The 26778-nt window shown below is 52.8% G+C and carries 19 protein-coding genes; 14 read left to right on the plus strand and 5 right to left on the minus strand.

Annotated elements, in window-relative coordinates; all coding sequences use genetic code 11:
- The first annotated feature begins 88 nt into the window (after positions 1-88).
- The gene (locus O2597_RS10190) at positions 89-2449 is read left to right on the plus strand and encodes a glycoside hydrolase family 31 protein (protein WP_269524520.1); all 2361 of its coding nucleotides are present in this window, start codon (positions 89-91) and stop codon (positions 2447-2449) included.
- Here the strand turns inward: O2597_RS10190 and O2597_RS10195 are convergent.
- Positions 2441-3232 carry an AraC family transcriptional regulator gene (locus O2597_RS10195; protein WP_269524521.1) on the minus strand — a complete coding sequence of 264 codons (792 nt, stop codon included), beginning with the start codon at positions 3230-3232 and terminating at the stop codon, positions 2441-2443. The two genes, O2597_RS10190 and O2597_RS10195, sit on opposite strands and share 9 nt — an antisense overlap.
- A gap of 95 nt (positions 3233-3327) precedes the next feature.
- Here O2597_RS10195 and O2597_RS10200 point away from each other — a divergent pair, with 95 nt between their 5' ends.
- Entirely contained in the window at positions 3328-4665 is a 1338-nt protein-coding gene (locus tag O2597_RS10200; RefSeq protein ID WP_269524522.1) for a Gfo/Idh/MocA family oxidoreductase, read from the plus strand.
- A 20-nt stretch (positions 4666-4685) separates the two neighbouring features.
- Here O2597_RS10200 and O2597_RS10205 read toward each other — a convergent pair whose 3' ends face one another.
- Together O2597_RS10205 and O2597_RS10210 are read right to left on the minus strand one after the other, a co-directional pair.
- The gene (locus O2597_RS10205) at positions 4686-5762 is read right to left on the minus strand and encodes a GntR family transcriptional regulator (protein WP_269524523.1); all 1077 of its coding nucleotides are present in this window, start codon (positions 5760-5762) and stop codon (positions 4686-4688) included.
- 155 nt (positions 5763-5917) lie between these two features.
- Positions 5918-6784 (minus strand): hypothetical protein, encoded by an 867-nt coding sequence (locus tag O2597_RS10210; protein ID WP_269524524.1) that lies wholly within the window; start codon positions 6782-6784, stop codon positions 5918-5920.
- 380 nt (positions 6785-7164) lie between these two features.
- On the opposite strand from O2597_RS10210, the gene O2597_RS10215 reads away from it, so the two are divergent.
- From O2597_RS10215 to O2597_RS10235, 5 genes are all read left to right on the plus strand, one after another.
- Positions 7165-8535, plus strand: coding sequence for a hypothetical protein (locus O2597_RS10215; RefSeq protein WP_269524526.1), 1371 nt, complete (start codon positions 7165-7167; stop codon positions 8533-8535).
- The gene (locus O2597_RS10220; protein ID WP_269524528.1) at positions 8532-9086 is read left to right on the plus strand and encodes a hypothetical protein; all 555 of its coding nucleotides are present in this window, start codon (positions 8532-8534) and stop codon (positions 9084-9086) included. Before O2597_RS10215 ends, O2597_RS10220 begins: the two co-directional genes overlap by 4 nt.
- Positions 9087-9091: 5 nt before the next feature.
- Positions 9092-9727, plus strand: a complete 636-nt coding sequence (locus O2597_RS10225) for a type II secretion system protein (protein ID WP_269524530.1) — start codon at positions 9092-9094, stop codon at positions 9725-9727.
- Complete coding sequence (locus O2597_RS10230; RefSeq protein ID WP_269524531.1) at positions 9717-10829, plus strand: oligogalacturonate lyase family protein; 1113 nt, start codon at positions 9717-9719, stop codon at positions 10827-10829. Before O2597_RS10225 ends, O2597_RS10230 begins: the two co-directional genes overlap by 11 nt.
- Positions 10830-11007: 178 nt before the next feature.
- Entirely contained in the window at positions 11008-13542 is a 2535-nt protein-coding gene (locus O2597_RS10235) for a beta-glucosidase H (protein WP_269524532.1), read from the plus strand.
- Here the strand turns inward: O2597_RS10235 and O2597_RS10240 are convergent.
- Positions 13539-14594: a LacI family DNA-binding transcriptional regulator gene (locus tag O2597_RS10240; RefSeq protein WP_269524534.1), complete on the minus strand. Its 1056-nt coding sequence runs from the start codon at positions 14592-14594 to the stop codon at positions 13539-13541. The two genes, O2597_RS10235 and O2597_RS10240, sit on opposite strands and share 4 nt — an antisense overlap.
- A gap of 65 nt (positions 14595-14659) precedes the next feature.
- Positions 14660-15718, minus strand: coding sequence for a LacI family DNA-binding transcriptional regulator (locus O2597_RS10245; RefSeq protein ID WP_269524536.1), 1059 nt, complete (start codon positions 15716-15718; stop codon positions 14660-14662).
- 187 nt (positions 15719-15905) lie between these two features.
- Between O2597_RS10245 and O2597_RS10250 the strand changes: the two genes are divergently transcribed.
- From O2597_RS10250 to O2597_RS10280, 7 genes are all read left to right on the plus strand, one after another.
- Complete coding sequence (locus O2597_RS10250; RefSeq protein WP_269524538.1) at positions 15906-17423, plus strand: endo-1,4-beta-xylanase; 1518 nt, start codon at positions 15906-15908, stop codon at positions 17421-17423.
- A gap of 61 nt (positions 17424-17484) precedes the next feature.
- Complete coding sequence (locus tag O2597_RS10255; protein ID WP_269524540.1) at positions 17485-19002, plus strand: sulfatase family protein; 1518 nt, start codon at positions 17485-17487, stop codon at positions 19000-19002.
- A gap of 331 nt (positions 19003-19333) precedes the next feature.
- Positions 19334-19984 (plus strand): SGNH/GDSL hydrolase family protein, encoded by a 651-nt coding sequence (locus tag O2597_RS10260; RefSeq protein WP_269524541.1) that lies wholly within the window; start codon positions 19334-19336, stop codon positions 19982-19984.
- A gap of 266 nt (positions 19985-20250) precedes the next feature.
- Positions 20251-21735 (plus strand): glycoside hydrolase 5 family protein, encoded by a 1485-nt coding sequence (locus tag O2597_RS10265; protein ID WP_269524542.1) that lies wholly within the window; start codon positions 20251-20253, stop codon positions 21733-21735.
- A 28-nt stretch (positions 21736-21763) separates the two neighbouring features.
- Complete coding sequence (locus tag O2597_RS10270) at positions 21764-22315, plus strand: hypothetical protein (protein ID WP_269524543.1); 552 nt, start codon at positions 21764-21766, stop codon at positions 22313-22315.
- Positions 22316-22424: 109 nt separating this feature from the next.
- Positions 22425-25967, plus strand: coding sequence for a hypothetical protein (locus O2597_RS10275; RefSeq protein ID WP_269524544.1), 3543 nt, complete (start codon positions 22425-22427; stop codon positions 25965-25967).
- 264 nt (positions 25968-26231) lie between these two features.
- Positions 26232-26717, plus strand: a complete 486-nt coding sequence (locus O2597_RS10280; RefSeq protein ID WP_269524545.1) for a hypothetical protein — start codon at positions 26232-26234, stop codon at positions 26715-26717.
- Positions 26718-26778 lie beyond the last annotated feature (61 nt).

The raw sequence follows: 26778 nt of genomic DNA on the forward strand, positions 1-26778 counted from the left end.
GCGATCATATATTCTTGGAAATGGATAGCTAAAGGAATTATCCAAGTTGAGGTATCACGGAATTATTCTATCCGAATCGAACTGTCTCATGTATTTCAATAAATATCCCTTCAGCCAGAACTTCAGTTTCAGCGATGCCTTCGACCCGGAAGGTGGCTATCAATTTCGTGACGGGGCGCGGCCGGTGCAGGTGCAACGCTATGGCTCGAATGTGTTTCGCGTCACGGTCCAGGGCGGGGGCTGGAATACGAATTACTCGCAGGTCGAGTATACCTTTTCGGCGGAGTCCGAGCCTGCCTACCGCCTTGAAATATCTCCCCAGGGAGGCCTGCGCCTAAGTGACCTGTCAGGGGCTTCCTTGCTCGAGCCCTACGCAAACGGTTCGTTTGGCAAGAACGGGGACGCTTCGATGTTTAGGTTCCAATACAATTCGGCGGACCGGTTTTATGGGGCCGGATCCAAACTGTTGCCTCTCGAGTTGTCCGGCGTGCAGAGCAAGTTCTGGAATACGGATGTCTGGGGGGATTTTCCGATGGAGCATGTGATTGAGGGGCGGCCGGACCCGTATTATGTTTCCATTCCTTATCTGATTATCCGGACGGAGAACGGCTGGGCCGGGTTGCTCTACAACAACCCTGAGTCGGCTTTCATTTCGGTTGGCGCACAACAGGGGATCGAAACCTTCCTAAAGGTGAAGACGCCCGACGCCGAAACCGTCTGTATTGGTGCCGAGTCCGGCCAGCCGGACTTGTTTGTGCTGGCGGCCGGCAGTCTGGCCGAACTGACGCGGACCTACCAGCAGCTGGTCGGAGTGACTCCCCTGCCGCCGGTCTGGTCGCTCGGTTACCAGCAGTGCCGTTGGGGTTATGAGTCGGTCGAGCAGCTCGAAGGCCTGAAGGCCAAATTTGAGGAAAACGAGGTGCCGGTCGACGGCCTGTGGTTGGATATCGACTACATGGACGGCTATCGTGTGTTTACCATGGATCCTGCCAAGATTCCCGACCCTGCGAGCGAATTCCAAGCCATGCTCGATTCGGGGCATCCGGTGGTGCCGATAATTGACCCCGGGGTCAAGCGGGACCCGGGCTATGCCATTTACGAGTCAGGGAAGGCTGCCGATGTCTTCTGCAAAAATCCCGAAGGGGACGATTTTGTCGGCTTGGTCTGGCCGGGGATGACGGTTTTTCCCGACTTCTCACGTGAGGCATCGCGGGCATGGTGGGCGGATCAGGTAGCGGCCTTCGCGAACCAGGGCATCGTGGGGGCTTGGTTGGACATGAACGACCCGTCTCTCGGCAAGTCCAACCCTTACGATATGCTTTTTGGCGAGGCAGGGGCGGAACCACACCGCAGTTTTCACAACCAATATGGAGTGGGGATGGCCAAGGCCACACGCGCGGGGTTTGAAAAAGCACACCCGGACAAGCGGATCTTTTTGCTGACACGATCCAATTCCACCGGCGGCGGCAAGTATGCCGCTGTTTGGACGGGGGATAATGTATCCAGTTATCACTACCTTCGGATGTCTATCCCGACCAGTCTGAACCTGGCCTTGAGTGGGATCCCGTTTAATGGTGCCGATGTCGGGGGATTTGGTCATGATACGAATCCGGCTTTGATGCGTGACTGGATGAAGGCGGCCTGTTTGGGCGCGTTTTTCCGGAATCACACGGAGCTGAATAGTATCGACCAGGAACCCTGGGCCTTCGACGAGCTGACGCTCGAAGTGTGCCGTGGCTTCATTCGCTTGCGCTATCTCCTCATGCCCTACCTCTATAATCTCTTCGTAGCGCAAGCAGAGTGCGGCGAGGCCATCATGCGTCCGCTGGTTTATGATTTCGAAAGCACCGATGCGCTGGAGATCGACCGTGTGGATGACGCCTACTTGACGGGACCCTCCATTTTGCAGGCGCCTTTCGTCGATGAGACCGGCACGTCGCGTTCGGTGCCGCTTCCGGGCCATCAGCGGTGGTTTGCTCCGATGGAGGGCAAGTGGTATGCGGGGAATCAGAAACTGGAAAAGGTTACACGGGATGCACGGACCAGCCCGATCTATTTCAAGGAAGGCTCTATCATTCCGCTCCGCCGTGAGCCGGGGCATGGAAATGCGACCGACCTGAGCCGTGTCGATCTCCTGGTCGTCGCGGACGCAGACAGCGATACATCCATGGGTTATGAATATGTGGCCGACGACGGTGAAAGTTTGGCATATCTGCGGAGCGAACGCTCGCGCCTGAGCGTGACGGCTTCTGTTGTTGGCAAGACTCTGGATGTTTGCTTGGAGACGCTTGAATCCGGCTTTGGTCCAATCGATGTCCGCATCCTTACGATCGCAGAATTCGAATCCGTGATGATCAACGGAAAGGAAGTCTCTTCCTGTGACTACGCATTGGATATTGCTGGTGTCACACTTGAAGTTCGGAGCAACCAATGTGGCGCTTTAGGCTGAATGAGGGCGTCGGATTTCACGCGGACTGCAATGGAAGCGGGTTTTAAAAGCACGTGAGAAAGCGCTTTGGTCCAGGAAGCCGCATTGCTCCGCTATGTGTGTGAGTGGGTGCGCTGTTTCAGTCAGGAGCTGCATGGCTCTCTGGTAGCGGAGTTGATCGAAAACTTCTTTCGGGGAAGCTTGCAGGCACTCGTGAAAGTGGCGTCTGAGGTTGGCTGGGGAGCTGTTTGCCTGTCGGGCGATTTCGGGTAAGCCGGGATTTTCGTGCATGTGCTCGTTATACCAAAGCATGGCCAGCTGGACTGGATCACTTGCTCTTTTTCTGCTGTGAGTCGTCTCTTCCTTATTTAGCCATTCATAAGCGAGCACGCTCAATTCCAGAAGTGCGTGCTCGTAGCACAGCAGCATGCCGGCACCGGGGTTTCTCCAATAGTTTTGCACGCGCCTTCCGAGTTTGTGGAGTTGTCGGCAGTCATCCTTGGATAGCGGGATCTCGATGGCTTCGGAGTGATTTAGGAGAGTGGCTAGGCTTTCGGGAATATAGCGAAAATGTAAAACGATGATCGTAGCCTCTTTACGGGCTTCGCCGGTCCATCCATGGTCCGAGCCGGGTGGAGAGATCCATAGGTTTGAAGCTTTGAGGGGAGGGCTTGCGTCCTGGTGCGTAGTCTTGCCGATCCGTCCCTTTAGCACGGCTTGAAATTCCCAGAAATGACGGTGCGGGTGCTGTGTCAGGGGTTTGTCGTAATAGCGGCGTGTGCCATAGCTGAAATAGGCGAGCATGGTTGGCTTTTATTTTTAATCTGAGCGAAAATGTCAAATTTTTGAGCTTATGGGCTATAGACGATTATATGGGATGCGGGCATAATTCAGGGCTTATGAAAACCACCTCCTCTCCTCGCAAACGCTATGCAATTGTCGGCACTGGAAGCCGGTCCATGATGTTTCGCGATGCGATCCTCAAAACCTATGCCGATACCTGCGAACTGGTTGTGCTCTGCGATATCAATCCGCTCCGAATGGCGGCTTGGCAGAAGCAATGCGAGATAGTGGATGGCTTGGACCTGCCCACCTATGAGCCGGATGCTTTCGAGCAAATGATCGAAAACCACAAGGTCGATGTGGTCATTGTTACGACCATGGACCGCACGCACCATACATATCTCTGTCGGGCGATGGAAGCAGGCTGTGATGTCGTTACTGAAAAGCCGATGACGGTGGATGTTGAAAAATGTAAGAAGATTCTGGATACGCAGGAGCGCACGGGCAGGAAATTGACCGTTACATTCAACTACCGCTATGCGCCGAGAAATTCGAAGGTGAAGGAATTGCTACAGTCCGGGCTGGTCGGGCAGGTCACTTCGGTTCACTTTGAGTGGTTGCTGGACACCCAGCATGGTGCGGATTACTTCCGGCGTTGGCACCGTGATAAATGCAATAGCGGAGGCCTGATGGTCCACAAGTCGACCCACCACTTTGATTTGGTCAATTGGTGGTTGGACAGCACCCCGCAAACCGTGATGGCTATGGGGGATCTTCGTTTTTACGGCAAGGAGAATGCGGAAGGCCGGGGCGAACCGAGTTTCTATGTGCGGGGCACGGGAGACGACCGTGTGAACGGCGATCCTTTTGCCTTGGATATGACCAAGCAGGAAGACTTGAAAAACCTGTATTACGACTGTGAGTCGGCCGATGGTTATATCCGCGACCAGAATGTTTTCGGAGATGGTATTTCCATCGAAGACGATATTGGCGTGATGGTTCGCTATCGGAATAAAGCTGTTATGACCTATCACCTCGTAGCATTTGCGCCGTGGGAGGGCTATCGTGTGGCCTTTAATGGCACGAAAGGCCGCCTCGAAATCGATGTGACTGAAAAAGCATACGTGAGTGGCAGTGAAGGCGACCACAATCTGAGCCGTAATGTCAAAGGCAGTTCTGCCCACAAGGTGCTCGAACCGACGACGCTACTCTATCGCCCGCATTGGGGCGAACCGCAGAAGATTGAATTGGAAGAAACGAACAGCGGCGGGCACGGTGGCGCCGACGAAATCTTGCTGGAAGATGTGTTTAGCCAGAACCCACCTGAGGATCCGTTAAAGCGTGCAGCAGGGCACAAGGATGGCGCCCTGTCGATTCTCACCGGTATCGCCGCGAATGAGTCGATGAAAACGGGGATGCCTGTTCAGGTTTCGGAGCTGTTGCCAAAACTCTAAGCGAAGTGCGCCTAGATCCTCTATTTTGTCTTGGACGGAGGTGGGGCGCTGGATTCCCGAATCTGGATGCGGCACGGCATGTGGATGCCAAAGCCCGGTGAGAGGTCGCCCTTGAAGCGATCTTTTAGTATTCGGACGACATGCTTGCCTGTATCTTCGGGCAGAGAGCCGACGTCAGTGATTGAAGGAATGCTCCATTCGTTTTCGATTTTGCAGCCGAACGTTGCCAAACTGCATTGTTTGGGAATTTGGTAATTGTTGTCGTGAAAAGCACGCAAAGCCGCGACGCCGGCGTCTTCACTGGCTGTGATTAAAGCCGTGAACGGTAATTTCTTGCCGCATTGCTGCAGGAAGTTCTGCAGGCCCGTATATGCCTTGGTTGCCCCATGCTCGCCCCATTTGGTTTGGCAGTCGATGACGGTCGGGGGCGGCAATTTGAGCGAAGCTAAGATGTCCTTGAAGAACTTCTCTCTCTGGAGCACTTCGAACATGGGTGGCTCGTTGACCAAAAAGCCGAATCGCTTATGACCGAGCTGCACGAAGTGTTTGACCAGAGTGAGTAGAAACCGCCGGTCATCGCCGGTGACGTAATCGACTTCATGCTCACCGGGTTCACGTCCCATGAAGATGATGGGCACCTTCTGTTTTATTATCTGGTCGAGAAAAGGCATGCCCGGGAGGACCACATCCTGGTTCACAATATGTGCGCAGGCTTTTGGTTCGGGGGAGACGAGAGTGCCCTCTTCTGTGTCGTGCCGACGCACTGCAAGATACCATCCCGCTGCCTGGATGGCCTTGAGTAAGGTTACCTCCTTGGCGTCATTATTTCGGGACGGGTGGCGACTGCGGTGATAAACGATGAAGCGGATTGAACGCTTGTCACTGACATAGATCCCGCTGCCGTGCCGCCGGACGATCAGGTTTTCTTCCTCCAGGATCTTGACGGCGAGAATGACTGTCTGCATGCTCACCGCATGGCGTTTCATCAGCGCACGAACCGACGGAAGCCGTGTCCCGCTGGCTTCCGTCTGGATTTTGGCGCGCAATACATCCGCGAGCTCCGTATATTTATACGAACCGTTTTCCTTAATCTCCATTGAGGGGGATAAGATTTGCCTTAAGTTTTGGGTGTGGGGCACGCGCTCATAACAGAGGGCATCCGAGCGGACCGCAACACATTGTTTCGTATGCTATGTGTGAGCGCGCTGTTTCCGGATACCCTTCCCGGCGGGTGCCATGATTGGCCTGGCCTTTATGCGTCGCGTCGGCGCTTGCGGACGATCATCAACATCGCGACAGCGCCGAGGAGAGCTGTGCTAAGAGCGGGCTCGGGAATTGCAGAGATTTGAAGGTTATCCAAAGAATATCCCAAGCTAGTGTTCGCGGTCGTTAAGGTTCCGAAGTGCAGATAGCTACCATCTGTAGTTGTGTTGGCTCTGAATCCGATGCTATCACTTGTGTAGGTGTTTGTTCCGTCAGTAATACTGACTGCCCATGACTTACTTGCGGGGTCCACGTCGACTGTCATGCTATATGTCGTTCCCTCAACGGCGGAAAAGCCAGTGTCGAAGATGCTATTCACGCCCCCGGCGCCGTTGCCGTCCCAGAGATACCATGTCATGCCTGAGCTACCGTCGTAAACGGCCTGTATCGCCCAAGTGAGACTGGAGTCAGTCCCGGTTGCAGTCCCGTCAATACGGTTATAAATACTGTATCGTTGAGTGGTGTTGGTCAGCGCGGTATCGATGCGGTAATCAAAGGTATAGCGAATGGGTTCCACTGTGCTCACTGTGGCGGAATCAAAATGACGTACGACCATGCCTTGTGAGGTGCTGCCGCCGGTGTAGCTCATGTCATAGCTCAGGTAATTCCCTCCACTGTTCAGTTGAGACGTGTTGATGACACTGTTTGTAAACGAGGTGTCGGCAGGCGCGTTGGTTCCGAATGACCAAGAGCTTAACCAGCCATCCCCTGCGATACCGGTATATGCATCTACCAAGGTGGTTGAATTTCCATCGCTGAAATTCGCGTCGATAGTCGCGCCAGTGGCTGTTGGCGCCAGTGTCGTGGCAAGAGATCCAAGGGTAAGGTATGCGAGATTAAGTAGAATTTTTTTCATAGGACTCGTGCCTACCACTCCGAGTTTCGCTTCTCAAGTTGGATTGCCTGATCCTGATACAAAGTGTTGTGATACACTTCATTTCAACCGATCTGGGGGTGTATTATGTGCCAATCGGCCGCGTTTTTCCTGCGCGGCATGGCTCCTGATGCTGATGAAATAGGGCTTCTAGCACTGTAGCGTAACACTTTGTATTGTTTTCGGGTGTTTGGCGCTGACTCAAGCTCGGGCTGCTTTAGTTTGAATGCACGTTTATTGCTAAAACAGAAATCCCAATGAAACTCATACCTCGTATTATAACTCCACTTATCTCTGCAGTATTCTTATCCTTGTTTATTCAGCTTGTTCGCGCTGATGTAAAGCAGCCGATGATTGTTGGTGTGAACACACACCTGCGTCATTGGAATGACGATCGGATCCTGGGGCTGATTGCGGAGTCCGGCTTTCAATGGATCCGGGATGACTTTTACTGGCGGGCAATCGAAAAGGAAAAGGGCGTCTATGAGTTGCCGGAGGGGTATGTCAAATGGATCGATGCCGCCCATGCTGCGGGACTTAATGTCGTAGCGCTCTTCAATGGCTCCAATAAGCTTTATGCTCCGGATGATTTCAACCCGGACGCGTTCGCACGGGCTGCGGCCGAGTTTGCCAAATTAACTAAAGGGAAAGTGCAGGCGATTGAAATACTCAATGAGCCCGCCAATACCGGTGGTTTTACCAAGCATTATGGCGGGCATTGGAATGGATACGATCCTCAGAACGGAGAGACGGATCCATGGGTGGGAAACTACGTGGTTCTCTTGAATAAGGCCGCCAAAGCGATCAAAGAAGCGAACCCCGATGTTAAGGTCATTGGACTTGGCAGCGCCACTCCGGTCAATTTCAGGCAGCTCATGATCGGCGTTGCGCCTGAAGTGGATGGCATTACCGATCATCCATATAGTCATCGTTTCACGCCTGAAGTGATTCCATTCAATGGGAGCCCGTCGATTCTAAAGAGAGACGGAATCGTGGTCACGGATAAGCAAGGCAGTTTTGCTTCGATGGTGAATAACTACCGTAAAACCAGCAAAGAACATGAGGGTCCCGAAGAACTTTGGCTGACCGAATGGGGCTGGTCGACCTATCAGGAGGCGCAGACGGGGAAGTTTTTGTATGCTCCGCTCACGGAAATGACACAGGCCAAGTATACGCTTCGAAGGCTTTATGAAGCGTCCGGCCTAGGGGTAACGGCCTCGTTCATTTACGATTTTCGGAATGACTACGGCGGGGACCGGTTCAACGCCGAGGAAAACTTCGGCTTGGTGCACACCGATCTCAAACCGAAGCCGGTCCTCCTGGCCGTGAAGCGCTTCATGGCGCGAACCAAGGATTTTGTTCCCCAGGATGCGGATGAACCGGTGGTGACGGTATTCCCTGTTGAGAACCGGCCAGATCGATATCCGATTGTTTGGGATGACGCTAAAATGGCAGCCTTGGCGAAGATTGCCAAATATCGATTCGCGACTCCGGATGGAAATACGGTTGTGGCGTTTTGGTCGACCGAACGGGCCGCGGGAGACCTCAACCCGATGATCGGTGATGTTGAAATCGAAGGGGCCCCGGAGATCGATACGATCCTGCTGGAGGACAGCCTGTCGGGGGAGCAGGAACCGCTCTCATTTGAACGGACAGGCGATCGCCTGTTGATCTCCAACCTTAGTATTCCCGATTACCCGAAGCTCTTAATTCTAAATCAAAAATCCAAATGAAAATCATACCTCGTCTTATAACTCCACTTGTCTTGCTTGCCACACTCGCCTGTTCGAACGCGCAGGCTCAGGATCGGTCTCTGCTGGTTTTTGAGCCGGGCACACGATGGGTTTTTATTAATGGGGCCGAGTTCCCTCCGGGGGGCAAGGGGAATTTCGAGCTGAAGGAGGCCGAAAACGGTATGCCCGAAGGCGTTTTAAATTATGACTTCAGTCTGGGCGGCAAGTATGTCGGTGCCGAAACCCGGGTCGATCTGCCGGATGGCTATTCCGAACTTCGGATCCGGGCGAAAGCAGAGCAGGCGTTGACTCTGGGCTTGCGCCTGAAGGACAGCACCGGGCAGGTCCATCAGTGGCAGTTGGCTTATGCGGATGCGGGGAAATGGCAGACACTCCGTGTCAAGCTGGGGGCACGCGCGCCGCAACACTTTTCCGGCGCAAATGATGCTGTTCTTCATTACCCGGTGAAAAGTCTGCAAATCCTCGTGAATAACCGTCAAATTGAGATGCCTTCCGGCCTTTCCATTGCTGACTTGAAACTCCTGAAGTAGTCCTGATGACCCGTCGACTCAACAATGATGGTTTTACTCTGATCGAGTTGCTGGCGGTTCTTGCTGTCATCGCAATCCTATCGGCCATCCTGATTCCCGCGATTTCGAAAGTCAGGGAATCGGCGAGAGCCAGTCAATGTGTCTCCAATTTGCGCCAAGTGGGGATGACTATTCTGAGCTATGCGGTGGATCATGATAATTCGCTACCGAACAAATCCGAACCGAACAAGAGCCTCTTTGTCTCTCATGAGTTGATGGACCCTTATCTGGATTATGACGATCCGACTTGGATATGTCCCATCATGAGCGAATCCCAGCAAGCCGGGCTATCCTCCGGGGACCAGGGGCGCTACATTTATTCCTGGCGACTGACGAACTTCAACGATGGATGGCGGGACACTGTGGATGCGATCAAGATCAACACAGTCGTGAATCCTTCCGATGCGATGGTCGCGGCGAATCTATCAACCGGCATGCGGGGTGGTTACTGGGATGGGCTTGCTAGTGTCCTGTTTGTCGATGGAAGCGTTCGGAGAGTTTCCGATCCCAGTTATCTTGGGGGAAATGTCACCGCCATAGACGGGATCTATAAGCGATATATGCAAACCACGGGCGGGAAGCTTCGCGGGTATGACTACTAAGGTTGCCGCGGTTGGGTTGCCGGGATTGCTTCTCAGCGAATTTAACCAGAACCGATACTTAACCTATCCTCACTGTAACGGCTTCACCGGGGACGGGGCATTGGTTGTCGGGCAGCTTGAGGAAAATTCGATTTCACTCTGGAAGATCGACTACCGTTCGGGCGAAGAGCGGTTTCTCGCTCGTTTTGAGAAACCGGTCATCGGGTGGCTTGCATTTGATGTGGCATTGGAGTCGGAGCGTATGGCTGTTGTGGTTGGGCAGGAACTTTGGATTCTGGATATGTCGGGAAAGGAAGAGACTCGCTGTATCTATACATTTGATACATCCGAGATTGACGCTTGGGATTTCAACGAGAAGGGGTTGCACCCCATTCCGAGTCTCAGCAAGGATGGAACTCAAGTCGTCGTCTGTATCACATTGCCCGGGAAGTCTAAAGTTCTGCGAATCGATGTTGCTGGCGGGACCGGGCATTGCCTCTTCGAAAAGCCTTGGTGGATTACGCATGCTCACTTCTGCCACCATGATGAGAATTGGATCGGCTTTTGCCATGAAGGGCCGGCTGAAAAGGTTCATGACCGGGTTTGGGGCTGGCATGAAACTTTGGCACCAGATGGAGTTTTGCTCTTTGACCAGCGGATCGGAGACAGCGGTGAAAGTATTTATCTGGGGCATGAGCGTTGGGCCTTAAGTGAAACGGCTGCTTACGTGGTTGCCTACGGTCGTGGCATCAGTCCGGTTGGTCCCTGTGGTCTCTACAAGCTTTCACTCGATGCGAGTGGCCGGGCTAGGGTGGAGCTGGTTCGGCAGTCGGATCGTTACTGGCACTGCAATGTTTCGCGTGACGGGCGCTGGGCGGTCGTGGATACGACCGGGCCTTATGATGCACCCGGAACCGGATGGGAGAATGCAGGCAACGTCTCCGATGTGTTGCTGATCGATCTGCAGGACGGCAGCGAGCGCTTGCTGGCACGGAGTGCACGAAGCGCCCAACAAACGGCGCACCCGCATCCGACCTTTGCTCCAGATAATGCGACTGTTTTCTTTAATGAAGCATCCCCCTGTGGCGCCTATAGTCGGGTCCGGGCCAAGAAAATACTCTGACATTTCCATGTTTCGTCCTGTGTGTGGGGTGCAGGTCGGCAAGCTTTTATGCAGCTTGCTGCGCGGTGTCTGCATTGCGGCTGATGGTTTTTCTTAGGGATGATGGTGTGCACTCCTGCCTAACCATGCCTCGAAGACAAAACTCACTTGATTGGACCTGGAATTATTATCACTCGACATGACTGATCGACACAGCGACGTAGCTGAATTTGTTGAAGCGACTCTTGGCAAATTGACCTTGGAGGAGAAAGTTTCCCTGTGCCATGCGGGTTCCAAGTTTGGAATCGCTGGGGTGCCTCGCTTGGGAATACCGGCTTTCGAAATGTCGGACGGGCCGCATGGCGTGCGGCACGAAATCAGCAAGACGAGCTGGGAGCCTGCGGGCTGTGACGACGATTACTCGACTTACCTGCCTTGTGGTTCGGCGCAGGCGTCGACTTGGAATCGGGATGCAATGGCACGTTGTGGAGCCGTGCTGGGAGCCGAAGCCCGGCATCGGGGGAAAGATGTTATCCTCGGACCGGGAGTTAACCTGATCCGGACGCCGCTCTGTGGGCGAAATTTCGAATACTACAGCGAAGACCCGTATCTGACTTCAGAGTTGGTCGTGCCAGCGATTCGTTCGATTCAAGAACAGGACGTCGCTGCCTGTGTGAAGCACTTTGCCGCAAACAATCAGGAGTGGAATCGCGGTGAAACGGATGTGGTTGTCGATGAAGCCACCTTGCGTGAGATGTATTTGCCTGCATTCCGGGCGGCAGTGCTTCGTGGCGGGGTCTATACTGTGATGGGGGCCTACAATAAATTCCGGGGGCAGCATTGCTGTCACAATGACTATTTGGTGAACCGGATCCTAAAGGAGGAGTGGGGGTTTGATGGGGCTTATATCAGCGACTGGGCGGGCGTGCACTCCACGGATGAAGCGGTGATTTGCGGGCTGGATATCGAGATGGGGACGAGCCGTCCTTTCGAGGAGTTCTATTTGGCGCAACCCTATCTCGAAGGTTTACGATCCGGTCAGTATGATGTCGACGGATTGGATGACAAGGTGCGCCGCGTTCTGAGGGTCATGTATCGATGTGGTGTGTTTGATCCGGAGCGTAGTCATGGTGCCCGTAATACCCGTGAACATCAACAAACCGCATTGGAGGTCGCGAGGGAGGCGATCGTTTTATTGAAGAACGAAGCGGGTATTCTGCCTTTGGATTCCAATAAGATCAGGAAGCTGGCGGTCATTGGTGAAAATGCGGAGATTTTGCACGCAGCCGGAGGAAATAGCTCGGGCGTGAAATCACTCTATGAAGTGTCGCCGCTGGAAGGGCTCCGGCGGTATCTGGGCGAGGACGTAGAAATTATCTATGCCCAAGGCTATCCGGATAATAGTCATGGTCTTGAGGCAATTCCGACTCAGCACCTCTTTACCGCGGATCCGGGTTCAGGGGTGAAAGGATGGAAAGCTTATTACCAGCATGGACGTTCATTTGAGGGGGAGCCGCTTTTCCAGTATGCGGAGAACGCATCGTATGAGAAATTATACGACACCCCGCCGGCTGGCTTTTCGGAGCAGAACTTTTCGGTCACCTGGGAGACGGAGCTGACTGTTCCGGATGTCGGTGAATACCGCTTTGGCTTCGAGACGGATGGCATCGTCGAGTTGTGGTTGGATGGTCAACTGGTGTGTCGAACGGAGAGTGACGCCTGCCGTTTTGTAGAGCGGATAGAGCGGGTTTTAGCAGCCGGCCAAATCGTTCAGATTCAAGTGCGTCACCAACGAAGTGATAATGCGACTTATGTCCGTTTTGGGTGGCAACTGCCTCAGGATAAATTTTCGAACGGGAAGGGATCCTTCTCGCCAAAGGACGAAGCGATCCGGATCGCGCGGTCGGCGGATGCCGTTGTTTTCTTTGGGGGCTTGAACCATATGCATGATATCGAGGGGCGTGATCGCAAGGATCTTAAGTTGCCGGATGGTCAGGATGCATTGATTGCAGCGCTTCTGGAGGTTCGGCCGGATGCTGTCATCTGCTTAATTACAGGTTCCGCTGTCGAGATGCCTTGGCTGGATCAGGTTCAATCGCTGGTCTGGACTTCCTTTTCCGGGTTGGAGGGCGGGAATGCGATTGCCGAGACCTTGTTCGGATCGGTCAATCCCAGTGGCCGTTTGCCCTTTACCTTTCCGAATTGTTTGAATGAGCTGCCGCCCCATAATGGACTGGGCAGTTATGCCGCAGATTGTAGCCGCTATGACGAAGGCATGCTGGTGGGATATCGCTACTACAGTGCGATGAATAAACGTCCCTTGTTCTGTTTCGGATACGGATTGTCGTATACTGAATTCGAACTTTCGGATTTGTGCTGCACAGAAGGGCGGGAAGATGTTTCTTTTGAAGTCGATGTGACGAATGTCGGCTCGGTTGTCGGTCAGGCAGTGATTCAACTCTATCTCGAAAAAAACAGCGGTCGTTCTATTGTATCCGGAATAAAACTACGTGGATTTGAAAAGCTGGAACTGCAACCCGGGGAGTCTCGGACGGTTTTGTTTTCGCTGACCGAAGAGGACCTTTCTTATTTTTCTCAGGAACTCGGGCAATGGATCACCGATATTGGTGATTATCATGTTCTGTTTGGGTTTTCTTCGGAAGAGCTTCCCTTGCAGGCGCAGTTCCGGTGGGAACCGTCCGCGCTGGGGGAATCTTTTGTGTCAGCGGACTAGTCGGAGTCTGTGCTGTTACGGTTGGGGAGTGACGCGCCGTCGACCCAAAAGCCTTCATTGAACAGCATTTTAGGCGTGGTTGGGATGCCGCGCTCATTTGAGTTGATTTGATTGGCTATTAATTCAACAGCATTGGCTCCCATGACTTCCCAGTTCTGGTTCAGGCCGGCGATCTGAGGCCAGTCCGGGCTCCAGTGCGGCGAGACATAGGCAATGTCATCAGGAACTCTTAGCTTGAGATGCTGGATCGCATTCCAAGTTTCATCCGTTGCTATCACGACTTGCGGCTTGTTCTTCACTAGCCAGGATTCTACCTGTCCGAGGACGTCTTTTGATCCTTCAGGAATAATGTAGGATTTGAAGTTCTGTCTTTTATCGTGGTGCTTCTCGAAATGGTAAAAGGCGGAAGTCAGCACATAGTCAGTCAGTTTATCAAAACTCTCGTGCAAGATGAGCGCTGTCTTATGGTAGCCGTAGCGCTTTATCTTTTCGATAATGATGCGCATGCCTTGAGGCCAGTAATAGGCGGAGCGGTGCAACCGGATCGAGTGCACCGCATAGTCGGAAGTGGCCATGGCAAAACTTTCCCAGTCGAATTCGGATTCGGACAGGAAATTGAGTGTGCGAATATCGGGTATGATCACTCCGGGGATGCCTCGGTTGCGGATCATGCTGCAGAGTCTACGGGTGTTGTAGTCAACCTCGGCGAGTTTGAACGTCTCGACCTTATAGCCGAGTTTGGTCGCATAGTTCCGGGCACCTCTGAAATGGTTGTCTTTGAAGTTTTTTCCCGCTTCGGGGTTGAGTGTTTCGTTGTCGAGCAGGTAGGCCAGTGTGGCTTGGAACTGCGGTTTGGCGCTGGCTCGCCGGTGGGCGGCATAGGCTGCAACGATCGGATTGGGGCGCCAACCCATATCCTTCGCGATCTTTTGGACCCGTTCGCGCGTTGCCGGAGATATGTTCGGTTTGTTGGAGAGTGCGCGGGAGACTGTCGAGTTGTTGCATCCGCAGGCTTTGGCAATTTCGCGAATCGTGGGGATCGAATCAGACATGAGTGCAGCTTGCTGCAAATAGGCCCATTTGTCTAGATGCTTGTGTGCACAATGAAGTCATGAATCTATTCGGGCGAGCTGATTGCTGTCCGCTTTGGTGTGGAGTCTCCATCGACCCAAAAGCCATTACTAACTAAGACCTTTGGAGTTTTCGGCAGGCCCCGAATGTTCGTGTTAATCTGATTGGCGATCAGTTCGACTGCGTTCGCTCCAAGTGTTTGCCAGTCCTGATTCAATCCTGCAATTTGAGGCCATTCGGGACTCCAGTGAGGTGAGGCAAAGGCAATGTCCCCGGGGACCTTCCACCCGAGATCATGAATCGCCTTCCAGGTGGCGTGTGTGGAAATTACGGCGTCGGGGCGTTGTTTGATGAGCCAGTCGGCGATTCTTTTTTCCGGATCCTTGATGCTCGAAGGGATGATGAATGAATTATATTTCTCACCTGCTTGAGGATGTATTTGGTAATGATAAAAGGTCGAGCTCAGCACGAAGTCGGTGAGGCGATCAAAATCCTCGCTGATAATGAAAGCGATATTCCGATATCCATACTCACGTATTTGCTCCACCATCAGGCGTATGCCATGGGGCCAGTAAACGACGGACCGGTTGAGGGGTAGCGAGTGGTAGTGATAGCCGGATGTTGCGAATGAAAAACTATTCCAGTCGAATTGAGCTTGGGCTAGAAAATTCAGCATTTTGGGATCTGGAATAATGATACCGGGAATGCCGCGACTTTTGATGAGTTGGCCGAGGCGCTTGGTATTGTTCTCAACCTCCGAAAGGCGGAATACTTCCAGTTTGAAGCCCAGTTGCTTCGCATGCTCTTGGGCACCGTGGAAATGGATTTCCCGATAAGTGATGCCGTTTTTCTTTCCCAGAATTTCATTATCTACAATATAGGCGAGCGTTGCCTGATATTGTTGCTTGGAAGACGCGCGTCGATGCGCGACATACGCGGACACGATCGGGTTGGGTCGCCAGCCCATCTTCTTTGCGACTTTTAAGATCCTTGTTCGTGTTGCTTCGGAAATCAGCGGGCTGTTCGAAAGGGCGCGTGATACGGTTGAGCTGTTGCATCCGCAGGCCTGGGCGATTTCACGGGTTGTTGGGATCGAATCTGACATTGGGAGGGGCGGGGCGAATCGGACTCTTTAGAGGGAACTCCAATTTTGTAGAAGTGGTATCTGCTTAGTGTGAGATCTGGCGCATTCGATCCTATGCTTATGCATCATGGTGCATGATGAATAGGTCGAGCCCTCCGGGTTGTCGAGTAAAACTAGGATCATCACCCCTAAGATTACTTCAATTTATATGAAAAATTCTGCGAATGAGAACGTGGCCCTGGCTGCAGAGGATGTTCTTAACATCATACACAACAAGGCGGGCTCCGTGGTGAGTGAAGCTTATCAGGAACTCTGGAATCCGGAGGTGCAGGCGAAGATCGATGAGGCGATTGATCGGAACCGGAAGGCGGATGCGACCTTCATCCTGGAAGATGTGCCCAGTGGCACTGAGGTGAGTGTGGAGCAGCTCGACCATGAATTCAGGTTCGGGGCCCATATCTTTAATTTCAACCAATTGGGCAGTGATGCCTGCAACGAGCGATACAAGGATTTGTATGGCAGCTTCTTCAACTCTGCTACGATTCCCTTTTACTGGCGCACGTTGGAGCCGGATGAGGCGGAGCCCCGCTTCGAGGGGCGTTTCGAGGATAGTGCAGAGTTTTGGAATACGGTGACAGACCCGAAGCGCCAGCCCCATTGGCGCCGGCCTGCACCCGATCCGATTGTCGAGTTTTGCGAGCAGAAGAAGATACATCTGCACGGACACACCCTGGTTTGGGGCAATGAAATCTGGCATAATCCCCTCTGGATGCGTGAGAAATTGCCGGCACGTTTCCGCCGAATGGTTGAGCTGGTGGATGGCAATATGCCGATCAAGGCTCCGCTGTTCGACGACCTCTCGATTGAGCAGCTCGAGCGGATGATGCCTGAGTTCACTCTTGAGCTGCATAAGCAGATGGCACGTCGCATCTATGAAATCGGCCTTCGTTATAAAGGGCGTTTGTCGAGTTGGGACATCGTTAATGAGAGTTCCACTGACTTCCGTGAAGGAAAAATGGTGCCCGGGGCAGGGCTCTGCAAAAGTTGGTATGGTCTGATGCCGGGCGACTATGCGTTCCGTGCATTCAAGCTTGCTGAAAGTATCTTTCCCGAGTCGCTTCTGCTGAACATCAATGACTACAACATGGATGAGCATTACCTTGCGCAGGTAAAGTCGCTCCTGTCCAGAGGTTGTAAGGTGGATGCGATTGGCGCCCAAATGCATTTGTTTGACCCTGAAGTGTGTCGGGCAATTGCTATGGGGGAAAGCCGGAAGCAATGCCCCGCCCAGGTTTACGAAGAGCTGAACAGGCTTTCCGAGGCCGGACTTCCTTTGCATCTCAGTGAAATTACCATCACCTCGCCGGATAGCAGTGAGTATGGACAGATGGTGCAGGCTATTATTGCCCGGAACTTATACCGCCTCTGGTTCAGCCTGCCGATGATGTCGGCGATTTCCTGGTGGAATGTGGTGGATGACTGTGGCGCACCCGGAGAGCCTTCATATTCAGGTCTCTTCTTCCGGGATATGACGCCAAAGGCTTCCTTCCATGCACTCAATGATCTGATCCATAATGAGTGGAAGACCAAATTAGAGCTTTCAGCTTTGGATGATGGCAGTGTCCGGTTCCGGGGCTTCCCCGGCCGCTATCAGGTGAAATGGACGGATGCCGATGGTTCCGAACGGAGCGCTGAGTTTGTATTGAAAAGTTCGGCACACGCATGAGCCGGAGCAGCCGCATGGTGCTGATTTACTTCTAAAATTACTCCAAACCAACGATAAACATATGCGAGTTCTCTACATCGATATTGATAGTCTGCGCCCGGACCATTTGGGATGCTACGGCTACCATCGCAATACAAGCCCAGTTATCGATCAAATCGCCCGGGAGGGAGTTGTCTTTGATCGTTGCTATACCACGGATGCGCCTTGTCTGCCGTCACGCACGGCATTCTATTCGGGACGTTTCGGAATTCAGACCGGTGTGGTCGGGCACGGTGGCACCGCAGCTCAGCCCAAGGTAGAAGGGGCGACGCGGAGCTTTGACGATCTGTATAATCAACAAGGCCTGGCCCGTCAGTTTCAGAAACTGGGATTTCATACTGCGATGGTGAGTCCATTCGGGCAGCGGCATGCGGCTTGGCATTTCTATGCCGGATTCCATGAGGTGCATAATACCGGGGATGGCGGAATGGAATCGGCCGAGGTCGTTCAACCCGTCGTTGATAAGTGGATGGCGGACAATGCGTCCAAAGATAACTGGTTCCTGCATTTAAATTATTGGGATCCGCATGCGCCTTACCGGGTCCCCGATGAATACGGTAATCCCTTCGAGGGAGAGCCGATTCCGGAATGGTTGGAGCAGGAAGGGCTTGTGCCAAAGCATAACAAGATCGTCGGGCCTCATACTTCCATGGAAGTATGCATGTATCACGGCCGGGGAAATCCGCGCTACCCGCGCTATCCAGGGCAGATTACAGATGACCGGACCTTGCGCATGATGATCGATGGCTACGATGTGGGTGTTCGCTATGTGGACGACCACCTGGCACGGACGATTGCGGCGCTCAAGGACGCGGGTGTTTATGATGATACCATGATCATCATCTCGGCGGACCATGGGGAAAACCTAGGTGAGTTGGGGATTTATGGCGAGCATGCCACGGCGGATGATGCCACCTGCCGTATCCCTCTGATTATAAAGTATCCGGGCGGGGCCCAGGGTGTGCGTAATCAAATGCTCCACTACAACATCGATCTTGCGCCCACGCTGATGGAGCTCTTTGGCGGCGAGAAACAGCCGATATGGGACGGTGATTCGTTTGCTGCTGCGATTGAGGCAGGCGATGATGTCGGACGGGATGAGGTCGTCTTTGGTCAGTGTGCGCACGTCTGCCAGCGTTCCGTGCGTTGGGGCCGGTGGCTCTACACCAAGACTTATCACGATGGCTTGCGGCTCTATCCGCAGGAGATGCTCTTCGATCTGGATGTGGATCCGCACGAAGAGAATGACATTGCCGACGAGAATCCTGAAATCTGCAGGGAAGGGCAGTGGCGTTTGTCCCGATGGCATGACGCACAGATGCAACGGATGGCTTTGAACGGTGGCGACATGGTGGATCCGCTTTGGACAGTCGTTCGTGAGGGCGGTCCATTTCATGCGCGTATTGGAAACTCCAGCCTGGGCGGGACGCCGTTGAAAGACGGGTTTGAAGATTACATGCAGCATCTCGAAGCGACCGATCGGCAGGAAGGAGCCATCCAGCTGCGGCAAAAGTATGCCGCGCAACTCGCGCGCTGTTAGCGCTCAAGTCTATGCTTTTATCTGTGGCAATTCGAATTGTGCAGCTTGCTGCAAGGCTGACGTCTTGTTCGGCCTGTCATGGCGTGTAGTGATGCTTGAATACATGGGCAGCAGTAGAATCTTTATGGGGACAGGAGAGTAAGATATGAATGATCAAAATAGGATAGGCTCTAGTAAGAGGATTTGTGCCATTCGGTTGATGCCGTTCGGTCGAACGGGACGTAAGCTGCAGGGGGTAGTCCTCTTGTTCTTGACGTTCTTGTCCCTGTCGCTGGTGCAGGGAAGTGACCGGGTCTTGTTTATCGGGAACAGTTATACCTATTACAATGAGATGCCTCAAATGTTCGCAGCCATCGCAACGGCTCAGGGGCATCCGGTCGAGGCGGAGCGTGTGACGACGGGAGGCTGGTCGTTGAATAAGCACTTAAAGGCTCAGACTGCAATGGAACGGGTCCGGACGGGGGAATGGAACTTTGTGGTTTTACAGGATCGCAGCGACAACCCGGTTTCGAATCCGCAGGATACCATCGACTGTGTGCAGACATTTGCCGAAGCGATCCAGTTGAGCGGAGCAAAGCCTGTGGTGTATCTGACGATGGCATACACTGAGCCGAAGTTGTCGAAAACCTACGGGAGTTCGGACTGGGAGGGCATGCAGTTGGCTTTGGCCTCCACGTATCGCCAAGCGGCGGAGCAAAGCGGTTCGCTGCTGGCGCCTGCGGGCGAGGCTTGGGCCATCCTGCGTCGAGAGCATCCGGAATGGGAGCTGCATGTCGGGGATGGCAGCCATCCGAATCCATTGGGCTCCTACTTGATTGCGCTCACCATGACTGCGACGATGTATGGCGAGGTCGATGTCACGCTTTTGCCGGAACAAGTGGGAAATGCGCATTTGAGCGAGGCTCAGTTGGCTGCATTTGCCGATGCCGTAGGCCGTGTCTTCCTCCATGGCAAAGAGCATGCGAGTCTAAACCGGGAATGACCTTCTTGAGCTGATCGATATCAGAGAGGATTGCATTGGATTTATGCATCTTGCTGCATGAACCGGAAATTGCCCGCTGCATGACTTCTGCTAATGACATGTGTAATTGTTTAACCCCTTCTGTTTAATGATCCCCAATTGAGCTACGCATGATCCAGTCAATAACCCTTGGCATGTTCTTCGGTGAAGGCTCGTATCTGCTTTGACTTGAATTTATTTCTTTGTGCCTGAATGGCCACTTCGACTCAACGAGCTCGAACTACATTATGAAAAGAAGAAAAAGACACTCCCTTCTAGCTGTTATTTTCCTGTTACTGGTTGCCCTTTTGCCGGCTCAGGTTGAGTCCTCTGCAAACGAGGTCGTCTCCGAAGAGGCAATCAGTCATCCACGTGTGGGGGTCTGTGTCCATTTGCGTCGTTGGGAGAATCCTGAGAAAATCCTGAAAATGGTGAGTGAGGCTGGCATTAGCTGGGTCCGGATGGATTTTTACTGGCCACACATCGAAAAGGAAAAAGGCGTGTATGCGATGCCGGAAGACTACCAGACGGCCATTGATGAAATCGCGGCAGCGGGTTTGAAGCTCGACGCTATTTTCAATAACGGGCGCAAGGGGCATCCTTTGTATGAGCCGAATGCTTACGATCCGGAAGCATTCGCGAGGGCGGCCTCTTGGTTTGCCGAAGCCGCCAAAGGAAAGGTGCATGCGATCGAGGTGCTGAATGAACCGCATAATTTCGGTTTTGCTGCCTACTATGGTGGTCATGGGTGGAATGGGTTGGACAAGAATAAAGAGGTCGAAGCATGGGTGGGTAAGTATGTTGAATTTCTCAATATCACGGCTCGTCGCTTGAAGGCGGATCACCCCGAATTGAAAGTCATTGGCTTGGGAAGTGTGGCACCTGTGATTTTTCGGCAGCTCGAAATGGGAATTGATCCCTCCGTTGATGGCATTGCGGGGCATCCCTACAGTTTTCGCATGACAGCGGAGTATGTGCCTTATCCGGCTTCGGATGCGATTCTAGCTCGAGACGGTATCCTGACCGCAGACAAGCAGGGTAGTTTTGCTTCTCAGCTGCGGATGTATGGCGAGCGTTCCCGGCAATTCGACGGCCCGAAGGAGATCTGGCTGACGGAGTGGGGGTGGCCCACTTATCAGGAAAAGAAGGCCGGTAGTCTCTACGCTGGATTCACAGAGTCGGCTCAAGCTAAATATATACTTCGCCGTCTGACTGAGACGATCGCGCTCGGAGTCGAGGTGAACATGATATACGATTTCAAGAATGACGGTCGTGATCCGTATGAGGCAGAAGATAACTTTGGACTCGTGGATTATGACTTAAACCCCAAGCCGGCCTACTATGCGGTTAAGAATTTCTGCACGGTCATGAGCGGCTTTGAGCCGAAGCAAATTCCGGTTGAAGCCTTTCCTGTCTACACGCGCTCGGAATCACAGCCGATCGTCTGGGATGGCGGTAAGATCCAGACCACGGGGCAGATTCGCGTCTATGGATTCGAGAATGCAGAAGGCACACCGATGATAGCTTATTGGTCCGCAGAGCGTGCGGGAAGTGATCGCAAGCCCATTATGGGCGACCTTGAAATCCGCACGGAAGCGCCCGTTCATGAGATTCTGGCATATGATTTGATGACCGGTGAGTCGAAGGCGCTCGAGTTCGAGGTCAAGGGGCAGCGGATCATGATCCCTGATATTACATTTTATGACTATCCTGTTGCACTCGTTTTAAAATAGGAAATCCAATCAGTATCGTATTATGAAGATGAAACACATACTCGGCCTGATCGCATTCGGAATGGCGCTGTCTTGTTTGCCGGCTCAAGGGCAGATGATGGGGGATCATGATTTATCCATTTTCCAGGATCAAAAATGGGTAATCAATCGTGGCAAAGAGTTTCCTCCGGGGGGGCAAGGTGTCATGACGCTTAAAAACGAAAATGAAACCCAGGTCGGTGTCTTTGATTTTTCGTTTGAAGAAGGAGGGGCGTATGTCGGTGCCCGCACTTCCATCAAGATTCCCGAAGGTTACTCCGAACTACGCTTCAAGGCGCAATCGGAATCGATCGTGCGCTTGGGAGTTCGTCTGGTTGATGCGACCAACCAAGTGCACCAGTTCCGCCTGCATTATAGCCAGGTCGGTGATTGGCAAGCGATGCGAGTTGAACTCACCGGGAAAACACCCAAGCATTTCGGGGGTGCAAAAGACGGTCTCATTCATTATCCAATCAAAGCTTTGGAGTTCGATGTGGGGCGTTCCAAGGAACAGGGGCCCAAAGGAAGTATCTCGTTAACGAACGCGATTCTCCTGAAGTGATGAAAATGAATCGAGGCCATTGTCATGACCTACCCCAGCCCCAAGTTAGATGAACTGAAATAATCTTTCATTGCGACCAGAAGATCGAGCTATGTATGAGTCCACCGCCATGAAGTCACGTTCTCGTGGCTTTGCCCTCGTGGTATCGCTAAGCTTGATGGCGTTTATTTTACTGTTGCTGTTGAGCATCACGAGCTTGGTCAGTGTGGAGGTGAGCTCATCCGCCAATTCCTTGGATCTGTTGAAGTCCCAGCAGAATGCGCGTCTGGGGATCATGGTGGCCTTGGGGGACTTGCAGAAGTATGCCGGTCCGGACCAACGTGTGACGGGGCGTGCCGAAGTTTTGATCAAGGCCGATAATGGTTTGGCTTCGGATCCACTGGATCCGGCCTCTGACTCGAAAGCATTTTGGACGGGGGCGACCCTGTCGACCGGTGCTGATTCGGAGGGTGTGGGGGCGGACTTTCCTGATGAAGCTGGTAAGCGCATTCACTGGTTTGTTTCCGGCTTGGACTCGAATGATGCCTTGCCGGCAAGTGCGGACGAGCGCATTACCGTTTATCCGCAGAACAGCTACTTAGTGGATTCCGTCGATACTTCAGGGAGCCTACAGGAAACAGCAGGTGGCGCAATCGAGGCAGGATTGGTTGAGATCGACGATCCTAGCTCGGGTGGCGTGTATGGCTTTTTTGTCGAGGATGAGGGTATTAAGGCAAAGCTGAACCTGCCCGAAGACAGCTATGATTCCAGCGAAGCGGCTTCGATGCTGCAACCGGGACGTTTCGACCTGACGCGTCTGGATGGGATGTCTGCGTTTGATGATGACGATGGCCGGCTCGCGTCTGTTGTGGAGGCCGTCGATTTGTCTCATCTGGGACTCGTCGAGCCGGCAGTCAGTGATGACTGGGTGCTGAAGCAGCGCCGGTTTAATTATAGTTTCAATAGTTGGGGGGTGCTTTCGGATACTCGTGAGGGCGGTTTGAGAAAGGATCTTTCCACTGCGTTTGAAGACGACACAAGCTTCAACGATGTCTTTGACGATGGGAATCTGATGGTGATGGATGCCGCGAAGCTGGCGAGTGCCACCGACCTGCAGACGAATGATTATATCAGCTGGAAAATCTTTCGTGATTATTACCGTTTGAAAGACCGGATCGATGCGAACGGACAGATTGATGTTTCTGTCATGGATACGATTGCAGCCGGACCTCGTGCCGATGCATATCGGGAAGGCTATGGCGGTAGTTTTTCCGGTCCCTTGAGCAATGGGCCACACGGGTTCCTGCGTTACGGTTCCAATGCTTCACCGTATAACTATGTGAATCTCGATGACGGCCAGAGTGAATACAACCCCTTGAAACCGGTATTGGCCTATTACTATTTCGACGTCTGGGCTGACCTCAGGCAAGGCACCTCGATTCCTTATCTGGCAAAGCTCTACATCCGGCCATGGGTTGCTTTTTACAACCCTTACAATGTCGCCTTGAAGCTGGATCAAATCGCATTCATTCCACCCTTCAATGTCGGCGTTCGTTTTGTGGATCAGAATGGTGAATATCTGACGACGAACACGGATGGCTGGTTGTTTATCCACTATATTCAAACAACCGTGCGTGATGACATCGAATTCTTTTCTGAAGTCGGGAACTATACCTTGGAGCCGGGGGAGGTTCGCTTGTTCACGATGAATGTCAGCAAGGGTTCAAATGACGCAAACCGTGTCATTACGATTATGACGGATGATTTCTCGGAGGTGACCACCGCAGGATTCAATCGTGTGGTTTATGGCATTCTCTATAATGAGAATTTCGATTGGACTAAGGTCAATCTGGAGATGCAGACTTACTTTCTCGATGCCAGCACGGAGTCGAACCGCTTGAATCACAATGGTGGGCGCCCCTACCTGCTGACGGGGCGTCGTCCCGATGATACGGTCCCTTTCCAGCCATATCAGTGGATGATTTTTCCTTCGTTCTACGATTCCAATATCACCCGATCCAACGCCAACCCGGTTCCCGGAAAGCGTGTTGTTGTTGAGAATATTACCTTGGATGCCGGGGACCCTGCCATTAATGCGAATAATGCCGCGCGCTTCGGGATGTGGCTGCGAACAAGCCGGGAAAACGTCAACGGGATACGTCCTTTGATTGACGGTAACATACGGGCTGCCTTTGTGAATTCACGTTGGGATATGGATGCCTACGACTCCGGCAAGAACGGTCTTGGGCTCCGCACCCCGGCAACCTATTCGGGTGCTCCCTGGAAGGTGAATGATTTGGCCTCGATCAATGCTGGTGTCACTGGAACAAACGATAGCCTATGGGGAATTTACGATGCCGAATATGGGAATCCCACGATTAAAGATAGTTTTCCCTATATCAAAAGCGCTGCAGGACCGATGGAAGGACTTTGGGGCGGCAGTCATCATGACGTATACAGTGGGGATAATGTCGTGCTCTTTGATGTGCCCCGTGAACCGCTCGTATCCATCGGGCAACTTCAACACGCTGAAGCAGGTTATTTCAGTTACGAGCCATCCTATGTGGTGGGGAATTCTTATGCGAACTTACGCATCAAGCTGGATGACTGGGAAAACACGGATGCCTACGATACATTCAGTAATTGGGATTCATACGGGACTTTGAAAATTCCGGGCTCCTTCAATTTATACGATGCGTCTTATCTGGTGAACGAAGTGATCTGGGATGGCTACACATTGACTACCCTTCCGATCAATCAGAGTGCAAATTTTTCCGAAGTATTCGATGGAAGCACTCCTTTGGCCAACGCCCGCTATGTGCCCTACGAGCCGGATGGTTTTGTGTTCGATCAAGGCACCCTTGAAGCGGCAGGTGATTCGGGGATCTTGCGGAATGCGGGTTTTGTCCTGTCTAATGGTGCCTTTAATGTGAATTCGACATCCGTTCGAGCCTGGGAAGCGTTCCTGTCTTCAACCGCCGGATTGCCTGTCGCCCATTTGGATAAGGACGGCAGTATGCTGAGTGGAAGCCCATGGACCAGCGACGAAGCGCGTTATCCGCGGGTTATTTCGAATACGGGCGATGCGAATGACTTTTGGAAGGGGTTCGCCACACTCGATACATCTGAAGTTAAAACGCTGGCGACGGCGATCGTCAAACAGGTGCGGGCACGTGGGCCTTTCCGTAGTCTCGGGGAATTCGTCAACCGCTGGAATCCGGACAATGATGCGATTGGCGCGACTGACGAGTTGAGAAAGTCCGGTGCGCTGCAGACGGCACTGGATCAAAGTATCAATACCCGCGTCGGCACGAATGAAAGCCTGCCAACGGATGACTCAAGTTATACCGCGATGCCAAAGAGTGCCCCACAGGGAAGTGGTTTTCCGGGAGAGATGCTTCAGGGTGATCTTTTGCAGGCGCTCGCGCCTTACATGTCGGTGCGTTCGGATACTTTTAAAATCCGATCTGTCGGGCAAGTTCGTAATCCGGTTACGGACAAGCTGGTTTCGGAGGTGTGGTGTGAGGCCGTCGTTCAACGATTGCCGGATCCGGTGGTGGATAGCTCTTCCACGGGCGATATGGATGAGGAGCTGGCTAATCCGTCCTCACGCTTTGGGCGTCGTTTTGAAATCGTAGATTTTAGATGGCTTGAGGGGAGCTCTGTCTTGTAGGTATTACAGATGTCGATACATGATGCTATGAGACGATTTTTCCACATCAGGTATATGCTTTTATTTACCTGTTTTCTTGCTGTTTCGCTTTCGGCTCAGGAAGCAATGATTCGCGGGAGCTTTCGTATCGTTACGGTTTCACGGGTTCAGACGGATCTTTATTTTCAGAATGACCAGGGGGAATTTGAGCAATGCATACCACGTCTAAACCGGTTTTCCGATTCATACCGGTTCGAGCTCGATTCTTCGAATGGAGCCAAGTTGATGTTTTATGATCAACCGCACGCCCTGTCGGCGGAAGGTGTCGCGTATTCGCCGATCGCCCAGGTGGGTGTTCCCGCCTCCGGCGACTATATCCTTCTGCTTGAATCGGATCCCGGTCAAACGGCCATTCGGATGGCGCTCATGCCGGACCGTTTGGCGCAGACTGAGGATGGCTGGCTCTTGATCAATACCACGGCAAAGCCGATCTATGTGCGGGTGGGTGCAACGGCAAAGCCCGTTGTTTTGGAAGCACATTCTCAAATTCTGCACGAAGTGATCCAGACCAAGGAACTGGAGCTCGTGCAATTTGCGGCCCGTCTGGATCAAGATCTGAGGATCTTTTATTCGACGGCCTGGCCGGTTTACAAAAATTCGCGCTATCTCGTCTTTTTCCGGGAGAATGCGCAAACAGGAAGAATCTCAGTCGTGCGAATCGCAGGTGGTGAAGTCCGGGCAAAAACAACCCAAGAAGAAAGTCCGGAATGATGCGATTGTTTTTACGAATGCAACTTGCTGCATGCTATGTGCCTTGTCGCCGCTTACTCAC

The sequence above is a fragment of the Coraliomargarita parva genome, assembly GCF_027257905.1.
Taxonomy (GTDB): domain Bacteria; phylum Verrucomicrobiota; class Verrucomicrobiia; order Opitutales; family Coraliomargaritaceae; genus Coraliomargarita_A; species Coraliomargarita_A parva.